The following is a 14,176-nucleotide window of genomic DNA, read 5'->3' as shown; positions in this document are numbered from 1 at the left end:
CGCGCCGGTCGGCCTCGAGGCTACGACAGCCGCATGTCCAATAGCCGCCGGCCCTCGTTCTTGAGCAATTTCTTCACCGCGCTGGAAGCCGCGACCGTGCCCTGGTTGGCATAGGCCTCGTGGTTCTTCTCGATGTCCTCGAGGCGATAGAGGTAGTTGACCATGATGCCGGCGGATTCGCGCAGGCCCTTCGGCGAGAGATCGCCGAGCCAGTCGATCCGCTCCAGCCGCGCGCCGTTGCCGAGATGGAATCGGGCCACCGAATCGATCAGCCGGCCCTTCGGCGTGCGCGCTTTCAGGAAATAATAGGCCGCGAGCGGCTCAACGACCGAACGCAGTTGCGTCGCGATTTCCGCATTCTCGAACCAGTCCGGCCGCTCCAGATTTTCGAGCAGCACCCGCTCCTCGTCGCTCACGGGAACGTCGCTGGCCTTCTTCAGCCATGACATGAAGCCCGGCACCGGCGACAGCGTCACGAAATTCTCCAGCTTGGGCAATTCGCGGCGCAATTCCTCGACCACCTGCTTGATCAGGAAATTGCCGAAGGATATTCCGCCCAGGCCGCGCTGGGTGTTGGAGATCGAATAGAACACCGCGGTGCGGGCGCGCTCGATCGGCACCGGTTGGCGGTCTTCGGCGAGCAGCGGCGCAATGGCGCCGGGAATAGATTCCGTCAGCGCCACCTCGACGAAGATCAGGGGCTCATCGACAAGCGCGGGATGAAAGAACGCATAGCAACGCCGGTCGGCGGGATCGATGCGCCGGCGCAGATCGTCCCAGTCCCGGATCTCATGCACCGCCTCATAGCGAATGATCTTTTCCAGAATGTTCGCTGGCGTCGACCAGTCTATCCTGCGCAGCACGAGAAACCCCCTGTTGAACCATGAGGCCAATAAGTGCACGACGTCGCGGTCGAGCGCGGCAAGATCCTTGTCGCCATTCATGAGATCGAGCAAGTCGGCGCGCATCGACACCAGTTCGCTGGTGCCGCCCGGCGCGCGGTTGAGCCGGCGGATCAGTTCCTGGCGCCGCGGCTCGGAAGCAAAATGCAGATCGCTGGCGTCGGCATCATTCGGCTGCGAACGCCAGCTCTCGATCGCGTGCGCCAGTTTCTCCCGGTCCGGACCGTAATGGCGGGCCAGATTTCCGAAGAACGAAAGCCGGCCGGTCTCGTCGAGGTGATGGTAGCGATCGAGCACCTCGCGCGCCATCGCGGTGCCGGAAGCCTCGCCCCGGCCCGATAACAACGCCTCGCACAACTCGATCAGGTCGGACGCGTCTTGCTTGTCGTCGGACGATCCGGCACGGCGGAGCAGGGTGCGGCCGCGCTCGGAAATCGAGGCGAGAAGATCGGAGAAGAAGGCGTTATTCCTGGCGGGCATGTCGAATCCAGATGGAGTGCAATTGTGACATGGATTTAAGATAAAGCCGATCACAATCAAGCGCGCGACGCGAAGCAGCACAAAATACCGTCACGCCTATCTAACAACAACCGTCATGGCCGGGCATAGCCGTCCGAAGGACGGCGTCGCTTTCGCTCGCCTATGCCCGGCCATCCATCTCCTTCGAAAAATGGGTTTTATCAAGATGGATGGATACGCGGGTCAAGCCCGCGTATGACAGCCATGATATTTGAAGCGTCTTGCCCCTCTTCAATCAAGCGCCAAATCGGCCTTATTTCATGGCCAAAAAAGCGGTGGGGGTCTTGCCCGTCACCTGCCGGAATGCGTGTGAAAAGGCCGGCACGCTGGCGTAGCCGAGCCCCGCGGCGAGTTGCTTGACCGAGACGTCGGCCTCGGTCGACAGCCGTTCGATCGCGGCGGCGATGCGCGCGCGCTGGCACCAGCTCTTGAAGCTCAGTTGCGTTTCCGACGAAAACAACCGTGATAACGTCCGCACCGAGGTTCCGACCATGCGCGCCAGCGCCTCGATCTCATGCGCAGCGGTGGGATCGGCGAGCACAATGTTCGCCGCGCGCCGGCAACGCGGCTCATGCGGCAGCGGAACGAAGGTTGCGGAATCGTCGGCGTGATGCAGTTCGAGCACGGCCAGCCTGATCAGGAGCGCGGTGCGGTCGGGGTTATGGCGTTCGTCGAACAAGGCCAGGATCGACTCGTGCAGCAACCGTGACACCCGCACCACGAATTCCGCGCCGAGGCGTGCGCGGGGCTTTTCGCGTTTCAGCCACGCCAGATCGAAATACAGCGTCCGCATGTCGATGTCGGCCAGCACGTCGATGGCGTGTTCGAGCCGGGCCGGCACCCATACCGCGCGATCCGGCGGCACCAGCCAGCGCCCCTTCGGGGTCGTGACCTGCATAGTGCCGCGGGCCGCATAAACCAGCTGCGCTTCGCGGTGCATGTGGGCGTCGAGCCGAACGCCCTTTTTGTAATGACGCGCGACGAGGTGGACACCGTCGTTGGTCGTGCGGTGGCTTCCCCTGATGGCAACGATTGGCGTTTCGACGATACCCATTGGCCGCATCCCGTCAGCACAAGACCGTATAACCTACTTCAAAACGCGAGGGGAGTAGAGCCATGAACAGCCCGGCCCGGGTGATCGGCTTCGTCAACGCCGCCCATTTCATCGACCATTATTCGATGCTGATCTTCGCCGCGGCCGTGATCGTGATGGGGCCCGCGCTCGGCATGGCCTATTCGGAGCTGTTGCCTTACGCCACACCGGGCTTCGTCGCCTTCGGCGCCGGCTCGCTCTTGACCGGCTGGCTCGGCGACCGCTGGAGCCGCCGCCACATGATGGTGATCTTCTTTACCGGCATCGGCGCCTCGATGATCGCGGTCGGCCTCGTGCAGACCAAGCTCGAACTCGGCGCGGCGCTGTTGTCGATCGGCCTGTTCGCGTCGATCTATCATCCCGTCGGCACCGCGATGATCGTGTCCTATGCCGACCGGCTCGGCCGCGAGATGGGCCTTAATGGCGTCTGGGGCAATCTCGGCGTGGCGTCGTCGGCGCTGGTCACCGGCATCGTCGGCCAGTATCTCGGCTGGCGCTGGGCCTTCATCATTCCGGGCGCCGTCACGATCCTGCTTGGTGCAGCCTTCATGTGGACGGTGGTTCACGAGGACCGCTCAACCGTCAGGCAGGCCGCGGCGCAGGCCCGGGTCGCGAGGGGGGACATGTGGCGGGTGATTGTGGCGCTGTTGATCGTGGTGATCGCGATTTCCACCACCTTCAACGCGGTGACGGTGGCGCTGCCCAAATTGTTCGCGGAGCGTTTGAGCGATCTTACCAGGAGCCCGGCGCTCTTGGGTGTGATCGCCGCCTTCGTCTATGTGTTCGGCGCGATGACGCAGTACACCATCGGCAAGCTGATCGACCGCTATTCGCTGAAGGCGGTCTCGCTGCCGCTGTCTTTTGTGCTCGCACCGTTCTTGTATGTGGCGGCGGAGTTGTCGAACCTGCCGCTGATCATCGCCGCCATCGGCATTGTCATGGGCGCGTTCGGCCAGGTCACGATCAACGATGCCATGGTCGGCAAATACACCAGCGAAGAATGGCGCTCGCGCGCTTATGCGGTTCGCTATTTCGTCGGCTTCACCGCCGCGGGCGTGTCGGTAGGCCTGGTGGCGTGGCTGTATCAGCAGGGCGGTTTCGTCACCATGCTGCACGCGTTCGCCGCCTTGTGCATGCTGGTGATCGCGGCCGCGATCATCCTGCCGGCTGAAATTGAGGTGCCGGCCGCCGGCGCGAACTGAGCGACGGCCCGTTGCGCGCTGGGTGAACGCGCGCAGCCGCGACAGCCCTGCTGTCGCTTTAATCAGGTTTCCATCTCCCCTGTGAGGTAGCTCACATATGTCGCATTGTTGCGGATGTAGGAAGGCTGGCATCATGTGCCGAAACTTTCTGCGAAGAGGTGTCATCATGCGCCGTCCGGTTTTTCGCGATTTGTTGCTTTTGTCTGCGCTCTTGCTGTTTTTCCAGATTTCGACCGGCCGTGTCGCCTCGGCGGAAAGCCGCGTGGCGCTGGTGATCGGCCAGTCGAGCTATCGCGCGGTGCCGGGGCTGCCTAACGCGGCGAACGACGGCAAGCGAATGGTGGAGTTGCTCGGCAGCGCGGGCTTCGACGTCACCGCCGCTCCCGATCTGGCGCAGAATGACATGCGCCAGACCATCAGTGACTTCGCCGCCAAGGTGGCGGCGAGTGGACCCGATACGGTCGCGCTGGTGTTTTATGCCGGCCATGGCCTGCAGATCGACGGCGAGAACTATCTGGTGCCGGTCGATGTCGATCCCAAACGCGACGCCGACATTCCCCTGCAGGCGGTCCGGCTCAACGATCTCATGAACACGTTGGGGGCATTGCCGACGCGGATGCGTATCTTCATGCTCGATGCCTGCCGCAACAACCCGTTCCCGGCGCTGAACCAGACCGCGGGCCACGGGCTTGCGATCGTCAACACCAAGGCCGGCGCACCGGGCTCCTTCATTTCGTTTTCGACCTCGCCGGGTGCGGAGGCGGAGGATGGCAACGGCGCCGACAGCCCTTACACGACGGCGGTGCTCTCGGTCGCAAAGGAGCCAAATCTCTCGATCGAGGAAGCGTTCAAGCGTGTCCGTGTCTCGGTGAACCAGGCGACCGAAGGCCGGCAGATCCCGTGGGAAAGTTCGTCGCTGACGAGCGACTTCAGGTTCTTTCCAGGAGACAAGGGTTCTGCCGCAGGCGCGGAGGCGACGAAACCGCAGGCACCGGTGCTGCGCAACGCGGATGACTGGCGACGGGATATCGGCGGCAAGGACCCGAAGATCGCCTATGAGCTGGTGATCGCGGACGACTCGGCCGCGGCCTATGAGGCTTTTGCCGCGCTGTTCGCCCAATCGTCGTATGCGCCGCGTGTGCGCTCGCTGCTTGAGCGCCGTCGCGAGATGCAGGCGTGGGAAGTCGCGGTCGCAACCAACACGTCCGCATCGTTCGAGGCATTCCTGGCGAGCCATGCGAGCAGCGATCTGGCCGCTACCGCGCGAAGGTTGCAGATCCGCGTCCTCAACCGCTCGCTCGGGGCCAGCGCTTCGCTTGCTCCGACCAATGTTGCCTTGGGGCCGACCTGCCCATGCACCACGCCGCCGGTACAGCCGCTCATCAAGAAGGTCGAGCCGACGCCGCCGGCCAAGCGGGTTGATACGACCCCGCCGAAGCGCAGGAAGCCGCGTGGCGGTGACGACGATGTCGTCGTCGAACGCGGTCCGCCCGGCCCGCCGCCGGGTTACGTTCCGCCGGGCATCATCGTCGAAAGCATCGGGATCGGTATCGGCGGCTTTGGAGGCGGCTATGGCGGCGGCATGCGCGGCGGCATGGGCGGTGGCGGGTATGGTGGTCGAAGATAGCCACGCTGCAAAATGGCTCGCCTGCGGATCGGCTTGCCGCGACCGTCGAACAGAGAAGCTCCGTCGATTGCCACGCTGGCGGCAAGACGGAGCTTTCCCGTTTCCGAATATGATTGAGATCTGAAATCGGCATTGCCGCGCTCGCTCTCGTGGCCAGGACAGTAACGCCGGACCGTTTTCGTCCAAGCCGGGGGGGTATCAGGGCGCACCGGTCCGGACCGGGATAGACGAGGGGAGGCTAACCCGGCATGCTGCTTGCATCGATTTTAGTCATTCTCCCCATCTTTTGGGGATTCGCGCATGAGCCGGAGGCCAAATGACGATTACCGCCGCGACGCCGATCGTCGGCATTGAGCGCTCGAAGATGAATTCGATCGTGTTCGCCAGCTGTTTTGGCACCATCATCGAATGGTATGATTTTCTGATCTACGCCACCGCGGCGGCGCTGATCTTCAACAAGGCGTTCTTTCCGACCTTCGATCCGCTCGCCGGCACCCTGGCCGCGCTCGGCAGCTATGCCGTCGGCTTTCTGGCGCGGCCGCTGGGCGGCGCGCTGTTCGGCCATTTCGGCGACCGGCTGGGCCGCAAATCCATGCTGGTGCTGACGCTGTTCATCATGGGGCTGAGCACCTTCTGCATCGGGCTGTTGCCGACCTACGCCTCGATCGGGGTACTCGCGCCGATCCTCCTGATCCTTTTGCGCATCATTCAGGGCATCGGCCTTGGCGGCGAGTGGGGCGGCGCGTCGCTGATGGTGCTCGAGCACGCGCCGGCCGACAGGCGCGGCTTTTACGCGAGCTTCGTGCAGATCGGATTCCCGATCGGGCTGGTGCTGGCGACGCTGGTATTCGCGCTTGTCACCAAAATGCCTGACGCCGATTTTGCGGCCTACGGCTGGCGCATCCCGTTCCTGATCAGCATCGTGCTGCTCGGGGTCGGGACCTTCGTTCGATCGCGGGTGCCGGAGACGCCGGTGTTCGAAGGACTCAAGATGCGCGGCGGCCTTTCCAGCAATCCGGTTGTCGAGGCGGTCGGCAAGAACACCAGGACATTTCTGATCGCCGTCGGCCTGAAACTCTCCGAGGTATCCTGGGTCTACATGCTCACCGTTTTCGTCGTCGGCTACGCAACCACCAAGCTCGGCCTGCCGAAGCCGATGATGCTCGACGCCGTGATGTATGCCGCGCTGCTGGAACTGATCAGCCTGCCGCTGTTCGGCTGGCTGTCCGACAGGATCGGCCGGCGGCCGCTCTACATTTTCGGCGCGCTGTTCACGATCGCCTTCGCATTCCCGCTGTTCTGGATGGTGGAGAGCAAAAGCACGGTGCTGATCTTCGCCGCGGTCATGATCGCGATGAACTTCGGTCACGGCATGATGTTCGGGCCTGAATCGGCCTATTTCCCCGAACTGTTCGGCTCTCGCGTCCGCTACAGTGGCGCTTCCTTCGGCTTCCAGGTATCGGCGGCGATCGGCGGCGGCTTTGCGCCGATCATCGCCACCGCGATGGTCGGATATCTCGGCGGCACCACCGGCGTGTCGATCATGATGATCGTGCTGGCGCTGATTACGCTCGCCGCAGCCCTCGCCGCGCGCGAGACCAAAGGCGGTCCTTTGGCGGAATAGAGCATGATCCGGACCCGAAGGGCCGCGTTAGCGCAAAGTGGGAACCGGTTTTCCCTCGCGACAAACGCGTAGCGTTTGCGCGGAGATCATGCTCCTACAAATGGACAGAACGGATCGGGCGCCGTGCAGTTTGGCATTTTCATCTATGACGGCGTCGAACCGATCGATCTTGCAACTTTCGGCGTGCTGTCGATGGCGCGCCGGATCGCGCCCGAGATCGAGATTCACACCATCGCACCCCGCGCAGGGCCGGTCGCGCTCGCCAATGGGCTGAAGGTCACGGCCGATTTCGGCATCGACGATGCGCCGGCTTGCGATCTCGTCATCATCACCGGCGGCCCCGGCTGGACCGCGCAGGCGAAGGCGCCGGCGACGCTTGACTATATCAGACGTGTCCACGCCTCGCGCCGCATTGCCTCGGTCTGTACGGGCGGCATGATCCTGGCCGCGAGCGGCGTGCTGGATGATGGACCCGCCACCACCAAGCGCGAGGTGGTGCCCCCGGAAACCTCGCCGCTCGAGGTGATGCGCGCGAGCTATCCGCGGATCGACGTGCGCGAGGCGATGCTGGTGGATACCGGCGCGGTGGTGACCGGCGGCGGGGTGACGCTCTGCATCGACACCACGCTTCATCTTCTGGCCAGCATGCTCGGCCCGCACGTCGCCGATGAAACCGCGCGCATCATGGAATATCAGCGGGCCTGGCGCGCCAACCGTGAGGCCTTTGCGCCGGTCCTGACCGGGAATAAGGGATGATGATTTTGAACTGAATATGCGAGGGCGTTGGGTTGACCTCTCCCCGCTTGCGGGGAGAGGTCGGCGCGTAGCGCCGGGTGAGGGGGACTCTCCGCGAGCGTGATCCGTGGAGAGTCCCCCTCACCCCGACCCTCTAAGAGCGAGCTTCGCTCGTCTCGACCCCGCGAGCGGGGAGAGGGAGGTATGCTCACCAATTTTTCATCGAGATTTGGGTGTCTTGGCCTGCGCCGATCGACCATAATGGCCGGCGAAAGCCCGCCTGCTCAACAACGGGCTGATGGGAGCAAGAGTCTATGCGTGATCACACGTTGCCGCGTATCGCCGGCCTCATTCTGGGTGTCTCGATCTTGATGACCGGTTCTGCCCGCGCCGATGCCTTGAAGGACGAAATCGCGCCGACCGGCAAGCTGCGGGTGGCGATCGGGATCAGTCCGGCCGGCGGCGCCTACTGGTCCACCAGGACGGAAACCGGAGGGTATGCGGGGGTGCCGGTTGATCTCGGCAAGGCCATGGCGGACCAGCTCGGCCTGCCCGTCGAATATGTCGCCTACCCGAATTCCGGACAGATCACCGACGCCGCGTTGACAGGCGCCTGGGACGTCAGCTTCCTGCCGAAGGACCCCGAGCGTGAGACCAAGATGCTGTTCGGGCCGATCTATGAGGTCACGGACGCCACCTACATCGTCAAGCCGGGGTCGGCGATCACGAATTTCGCGACGCTCGATCAGCCCGGCATCAAGGTCGCGGCGGTCAACAACACCACCACCATGCGCGGCGCGCAGGCGCATCTGAAGAACGCCAAAGTTGCGGGCTACCAGACCTATGACGAAATCTTCAACCTGCTGAAGAACGGCGAGATCGATGCATTCGCGCTGTCGCGCGGCCAGCTCGAGGCCATGGCCAAGAAGATTCCGGGTACGCGCGTGCTGGATGAAACCTTCAAGCAGACCGTGACCGCGGTCGCGGTGCCGCTAAACCACCCGCTGGCGCTGGCCTATGCGACCAAGTTCATGGCCGAGGTCAGATCCAACGGCGTGTTGCGCAAGGCTTTTGACAATAACGGATTGAAGGACACACCGCTGCGGGGGCAGTAGAAAGGAGCGCCTGCGCGTGCTCAGCCTCATGGTTCGAGACGCGCGGCTTTGCCGCGCTCCTCACCATGAGGGCCTAAGCCCCTCATCCTGAGGAGCGGCTACTTGGCCGCGTCTCGAAGGATGAGGCCAGCGCTCGCGAAAGTCGGCTAATTCGTCCCGCCCGCCGCGATCGGCTCCAGGCCGCTCTTGATGATCGTATCTGTCGCCGCCGGAGAGGCGAGGAACTTGATCAGCGCTCTGCCGGCCTCGGGCTCTTTCGACACGCTGGCGATCCCTGCGGAAAACACCGTGATCTTCTGCAACTCGCTTGGCAGCGGCCCGATGATGTCGATGCCGGTGACGGGTTTCAATTCGCTGATCTGTTGCAGGCCGATCTCGGCGTCGCCATGCGCCACGATTTCGCCCACCGGCGTGGCGGGAATCTTGCGGGCCTTGTCTTTCATCTGCTCGGCGATGCCGAGCTTTGCGAACATCTCGGTCGAGACATAGACGCCGCTGGCGCTGTCGGAATAGGCGACCGATTTCGCCGCCAGCAGCGCCTGTTTGAGCGCGTCTGGCGATGAAATATCCGGTTTCGGCGCACCCGCCTTCACCGCAACCCCGATCGGCGATTTCACGAGATCGACGCGGCTGTCGGCGACGACCTTGCCCTGCTTGATCAGGTCGCCCAGCGCATAGCCCACCAGGATCAGCACGTCGGCGGGCTCGCCGCGCTCCAGCCGGACCGGGATCGCATTGACCGTGGTGCCCATCGAGGGCCCATAGGCCGTGATCACCTTGTGGCCGGTCGCGCGCTCGAATTCCGGCACCAGCGCGTTATAGGCCGCCGTCAGTCCGCCGGAGATCATCACCCGGATCTCGGCCGCGCCGGCTGTGCCCGTGAACCACAGGACGCCGGCGATGGCGAGCGCAAGGCGGCGGAAATTGGTGGATGTCGATCTCATGATTATTCCTCCCGGGGACGGCTCTTGATTGGCCGGCACTATTACGGGAGCGAACGCATCGTGCAAAGGGGGGTGGCCCCGGGCTCCACGAAGGGGCGCGCCACCGAATCGTCACTTTAAAGGCGAATTGCGCACCAAATATTTGGCAGGAGTGCCATATCGTGGGGACGGGGGCGCGGTCTCGTGCATATATTGCGAGTGGGGCGCGAGGCCGCACAACGATGAGCAGATCAAGCATTGCCCTTGTCAATCTTCGGGCGGTTGTCATCCTGATCGTGCTGGCGTTCCATTCGGTCCACCCTTACCTCGCTTCCCTGCCGCCAGCACCCTATCCGTTCGACAGCGCGCCTTATCTGTGGCTGGCTTTTCCCATCGTTGACGGCCAGCGATGGTTCGGCTTCGACCTGTTCTGCGCCTGGCAGGATGTGGGTCTGATGACCCTGATGTTTTTCCTCTCGGGGCTGTTCGTGCCGTCAAGCCTTGCGCGCAAGGGAAGCCGTAAGTTTTTGTCGGACCGTCTGCTGCGGATTGGCCTGCCGTTGGCGCTGGCCGTCATTTTTCTTGCGCCGCTCGCCTATTATGCCGCCTATCGCAGCACTGCCGTCGACCCCGGCCTCGATGCCTATCTGCAACATTTGCTGGCGCTGCCGTTCTGGCCATGCGGACCGCAGTGGTTCCTGGGCGAGCTGTTGGTGTTCAATATTCTGGTGGCGGCGATGCATCAATTCGTTCCAGGATGGGACCAGCGTCTTGTCCAGCTGATGGCCTCGGCCTTCGGCAATCCGGTGCGGTTCCTTGCCGTTCTGGTGACGCTCTCCGCGCTGGCCTACATTCCCCTGGTGCTCGCCTATTCACCCTTCGAATGGGTGAATATCGGCCCGATCGCGTTTCAGCCCAGCCGACCTTTGCACTACCTCGTCTATTTCCTTGCCGGCGTGGTGGTCGGGACCTATGGCCTCGATCATGGATTGCTCGACTGCGATGGGGCTCTGGCGCGGCGCTGGCCGGCTTGGCTCGCCGCAGCCTTTGCCGGCTTCCTGCTCTGGGCCGCCCCGACCTCGGTGACGATGGCCGATTGGAACAATGCTCCCCTGATCGAAAAACTCGCAGCCGGCCTGGGCTTTGTAGTCGCTTGCGCGGCGGGCTGCCTGTGTTCGCTCGCGGTCTGTCTGCGCTTTGCGCATTGGCGCCGGCGGGAGTTCAATAGCCTGTCGGCAAATGCCTACCGCATGTATCTGATCCACTACACGTTTGTGGTCTGGCTGCAATATGCGGTGCTGGGCACGGCATTGTTTGCGATCGTCAAGGCGACGATCGTGTTCAGTGCCACCCTTATCCTGAGCTGGGCCATCGCTGCCGCCATGGGCGGTTTGCTGCCATTCTCGCAACTGAATGCGACCATACGCGGACTCCGCCGCGCGTGATGACCGAATTGACACCGGACGGAAAGTAATCGAGCCAACATGCCATTGGTCTTCACCCTCGCATTCCGAAATCTGTTTCATGACCGGCTGCGTTTGATTGCGACGGTGATAGGGATCGTGTTTTCCATCGTTCTGGTGACCGTCCAGATGGGCCTGTATCTGGGCTTTGGACGCATGGTGACGACGATGATCGATCATGCGTCCGCCGATCTCTGGATCATGCCGAGAGGAACCAAGTGCTTCGAGGATCCGTCCCTGTTGAACACGCGTGAGCGCTATCGCGCGCTTTTAATCAGCGGAGTGACGGAGGTCATTCCCGTCGTGATCGGATTTGCGGATTGGCGAATGTCGAGCGGAGAAATGACCCCCGTTTTCGTCATTGGTTCGGATCTGCGGTACGGCGGCCTGGAGCCGTGGAACCTGGTGGAAGGCCGGATCGAGGCGCTGTCGAGACCGAAAGCAGTCGCGGTCGACCGGACCTATTTCGATCGTCTTGGCGTCTCGGGGATCGGGTCAACCGCCGAAATCCGGGAGCAACCCGTACGCGTGGCTGCCGTCACCAACGGGATCCGTTCCTTCACCACGACGCCGTTCGTTTTCCTGGATGTCAATCGGGCGCGGACTTACACAGGAGTTCCCTCCGGGAAGGCCAGCTATCTCCTTGTACGTCTGAGCCAGGACGCCGATCGCGGTCGCGTTCGCCAGGAGATCGTGTCGAACATCGCAGACGTGGAGGTCCTGACGCCTGCCGAGTTTCGCGAGCGCAGCCGCAAATTCTGGCTATTCGGCACCGGCGCCGGCGCCGCGCTCTTCGCCGGCGCACTGCTCGGCGTGATCGTCGGGACCGTCGTCGTCGCCCAGACGCTTTATTCAAGCACGAAAGAGCACCTGACCGAGTTCGCCACCCTTCGCGCCATCGGTTCGTCCAAACGGTATATCTACAAGGTAATCGTGTGGCAGGCGCTGCTCAGCGCGGCAATCGGCTTCTCCATCGCGGCCCTCATCGGCAACGCCATCGTGCGATTGACCGCGGCGACAGCCTTGCCGATCGTCATCACCCCCGCACTTCTTGTCGGCCTGTTTCTGCTTACCGTCGTCATGTGCGTCGGGTCGTCCATTGCGGCGATCGTTCAGGTCACCCGCATCGATCCTGCCACGGTGTTCGCGCGATGACCGAACCATTGCTCGAGGCGGTGGATGTGGCGAAGGACCTCGGCAGCGGCGCGGCCAAGGTAGCCGCGCTCAAGGGCGTAACCCTTTCGCTCAAGGGCGGCGAACTGACTCTGCTGATGGGGCCTTCCGGGAGCGGCAAGACCACGCTCTTGTCCATTCTTGGATGCATGTTGAGGCCGACAGAAGGTACCGTTCGCATCTGCGGACACCCCACCGCCGGCGCTGGACCCGAGGACCTCGCGCTTCTCAGGCGAGAGCATGTGGGTTTTGTCTTCCAGTCGTTTCATCTGTTTCCGACATTGTCTGCCACCGACAATGTCCGCCTCGCGCTCGATGTGCGCGGGCAGCCCTCCAGGGCGGCAAGAGTAATGTCACGCGAGGCGTTGGCGAAGGTCGGCCTGGCCCATAAGACAAAGGCCTATCCACGCGAACTCAGCGGCGGGGAACAGCAACGCGTCGCGATCGCTCGCGCCATTGTCGGAAACCCGTCCATCATCCTTGCGGACGAGCCGACGGCCGCTCTGGACGGCGAGAACGGCCGGGCGATCATGAAGATACTTGCTGAAATCGCCGGGGAACAGGGGCACGCCGTGCTGATCGTGACGCACGATCCGCGTCTCTTGCCATTTGCGGATCGGGTCGTTCACATCGAGGACGGACGGATCACCGGCGAAGAACCCGGCGGCGCAAAACTGCCGAGACTGCAATGAAATCAAAAACGCGGGAGGGCGGCTAGCCATGTCGAAGCGCCGGACAGCCTGGATCGTCGTCCTGGGTCTGATTGCAGTCGGCGGAATCTTCACCGCGATTCCGCTGATCACCCCCATCAAGTCGGCATTCTGGGGTATCTCGGTCGACGAGCCGAGAGAGAGGCACTGGCAAGCAATTGCGCCCGGGCGCATCGAAGCCTGCTCCGGGCAGATAAGGGTCGCAACCGCGGTGATCGGGGTCGTCGACAAGGTGCTGGTGAAGACTAATGACAAGGTGTTTGCCGGCGAACCGCTGATCCATCTCGCTGACGATGAACTCCGGGCACGGCAGGCGGCGGCGGAGACGCAAGTCGCCATGCACGAGCGCGCGCGGGATGAAAGATCGGCGACGGGCAGCGCGAAGTCGCGGCGCAAAGCCGGAGATGCCGTGGCCGATGCCGAACGGGCGCTCTACGACGCGCGATCTGCCGTTGATCGGGCTGCCACGAAGTTGCGGGTCAGCGGCGGACCGGACGGCGATCTGACCGCTGCCCGCCTGGCTTTGACACGCGCTCAGAATGAACTGTTAACGCGAAAGGAGCAGCTTCGTGCAATCATCGACGACGACGCTCCTTTGCCGACCGCGCTCGAGGGCCAGCTCAGTGTTGCCCGGTCGGAATACGCCATCGCGCGATCCGCCCTCGATAAAATGACGGTGCGCGCCCCGATCGACGGCACCGTGCTCCAGGTCGATGTGCACCCGGGCGAGTTGGTGTCCCCCGCTTCGCCGCAGCCGCCGTTGCAGCTCGCCGACCTCTCCGCGCTGTGCGTGCGCGCAGAACTCGACGAACGCGACCTCGCGTCAATCAAGGTTGGGCAGGCGGCAACTGTGCGTACAGTCGCATTTCCCGGTCGCGAGTTCATGGGAACTGTGTCCTTGATCGCTCCGCTGGTAGAGCCTGGCCGCCTCGAACCGCCCGGATCGCGCAGCCCGACCGAGGTGGATGTGGTTCGGGTCATGATCGGATTGGCGGGATCGGGAGATCTCACGGTCGGAATGAAGGCCGATGTCTACTTCCGTTCCGGAGAAGCTCTTAATTGACAGGCGGTCGGACGGCGCCTTAACGGG

At 63.2% G+C, this 14,176-nt stretch carries 12 protein-coding genes; 9 read left to right on the top strand and 3 right to left on the bottom strand.

The genetic code is table 11. From position 1 onward, the window contains the following. Window positions 1-20 precede the first annotated feature (20 nt). A complete protein-coding gene (locus tag E8A46_RS18875; protein ID WP_291564212.1) occupies window positions 21-1,382 on the bottom strand; it encodes a malonyl-CoA decarboxylase in 1,362 nt (453 codons plus the stop codon). 292 nt (window positions 1,383-1,674) lie between these two features. Further along, entirely contained in the window at window positions 1,675-2,475 is an 801-nt protein-coding gene (locus E8A46_RS18870) for a helix-turn-helix transcriptional regulator (protein ID WP_291564209.1), read from the bottom strand. 62 nt (window positions 2,476-2,537) lie between these two features. Between E8A46_RS18870 and E8A46_RS18865 the strand changes: the two genes are divergently transcribed. The 5 genes from E8A46_RS18865 to E8A46_RS18845 all read left to right on the top strand — a co-directional run bounded on the left by E8A46_RS18865 (window position 2,538) and on the right by E8A46_RS18845 (window position 8,817). After that, window positions 2,538-3,716 carry an MFS transporter gene (locus E8A46_RS18865; protein ID WP_291564206.1) on the top strand — a complete coding sequence of 393 codons (1,179 nt, stop codon included), beginning with the start codon at window positions 2,538-2,540 and terminating at the stop codon, window positions 3,714-3,716. 166 nt (window positions 3,717-3,882) lie between these two features. Further along, complete coding sequence (locus E8A46_RS18860; protein ID WP_291564203.1) at window positions 3,883-5,343, top strand: caspase family protein; 1,461 nt, start codon at window positions 3,883-3,885, stop codon at window positions 5,341-5,343. Window positions 5,344-5,659: 316 nt separating this feature from the next. Then, a complete protein-coding gene (locus E8A46_RS18855) occupies window positions 5,660-6,967 on the top strand; it encodes an MFS transporter (protein ID WP_291564199.1) in 1,308 nt (435 codons plus the stop codon). Between the two features lie 123 nt (window positions 6,968-7,090). After that, a complete protein-coding gene (locus tag E8A46_RS18850) occupies window positions 7,091-7,723 on the top strand; it encodes a DJ-1/PfpI family protein (RefSeq protein ID WP_291564196.1) in 633 nt (210 codons plus the stop codon). 350 nt (window positions 7,724-8,073) lie between these two features. Then, entirely contained in the window at window positions 8,074-8,817 is a 744-nt protein-coding gene (locus tag E8A46_RS18845) for a transporter substrate-binding domain-containing protein (RefSeq protein WP_291564314.1), read from the top strand. A 146-nt stretch (window positions 8,818-8,963) separates the two neighbouring features. Here E8A46_RS18845 and E8A46_RS18840 read toward each other — a convergent pair whose 3' ends face one another. Then, window positions 8,964-9,761 (bottom strand): substrate-binding domain-containing protein, encoded by a 798-nt coding sequence (locus E8A46_RS18840; RefSeq protein ID WP_291564194.1) that lies wholly within the window; start codon window positions 9,759-9,761, stop codon window positions 8,964-8,966. 221 nt (window positions 9,762-9,982) lie between these two features. On the opposite strand from E8A46_RS18840, the gene E8A46_RS18835 reads away from it, so the two are divergent. Genes E8A46_RS18835 through E8A46_RS18820 form a run of 4 tightly spaced genes read left to right on the top strand, consistent with a single transcriptional unit; the run spans window position 9,983 to window position 14,149 of the window. Beyond that, window positions 9,983-11,185, top strand: coding sequence for an acyltransferase (locus E8A46_RS18835; protein ID WP_291564191.1), 1,203 nt, complete (start codon window positions 9,983-9,985; stop codon window positions 11,183-11,185). A gap of 39 nt (window positions 11,186-11,224) precedes the next feature. Beyond that, window positions 11,225-12,358, top strand: a complete 1,134-nt coding sequence (locus tag E8A46_RS18830; RefSeq protein WP_291564188.1) for an ABC transporter permease — start codon at window positions 11,225-11,227, stop codon at window positions 12,356-12,358. Further along, window positions 12,355-13,068, top strand: coding sequence for an ABC transporter ATP-binding protein (locus tag E8A46_RS18825; protein WP_291564185.1), 714 nt, complete (start codon window positions 12,355-12,357; stop codon window positions 13,066-13,068). The genes E8A46_RS18830 and E8A46_RS18825 overlap by 4 nt, the downstream gene beginning before the upstream one ends. 28 nt (window positions 13,069-13,096) lie before the next feature. After that, window positions 13,097-14,149 (top strand): efflux RND transporter periplasmic adaptor subunit, encoded by a 1,053-nt coding sequence (locus E8A46_RS18820; RefSeq protein ID WP_291564181.1) that lies wholly within the window; start codon window positions 13,097-13,099, stop codon window positions 14,147-14,149. The last annotated feature ends 27 nt before the right edge of the window (window positions 14,150-14,176 follow it).

It is taken from the genome of Bradyrhizobium sp. (assembly GCF_004799445.1).
In the GTDB taxonomy this organism is placed as follows: Bacteria; Pseudomonadota; Alphaproteobacteria; order Rhizobiales; family Xanthobacteraceae; genus Bradyrhizobium.
The sequence above is the reverse complement of the archived record's forward strand: the minus strand, read 5'-3'. Positions and strand labels throughout refer to the sequence as shown.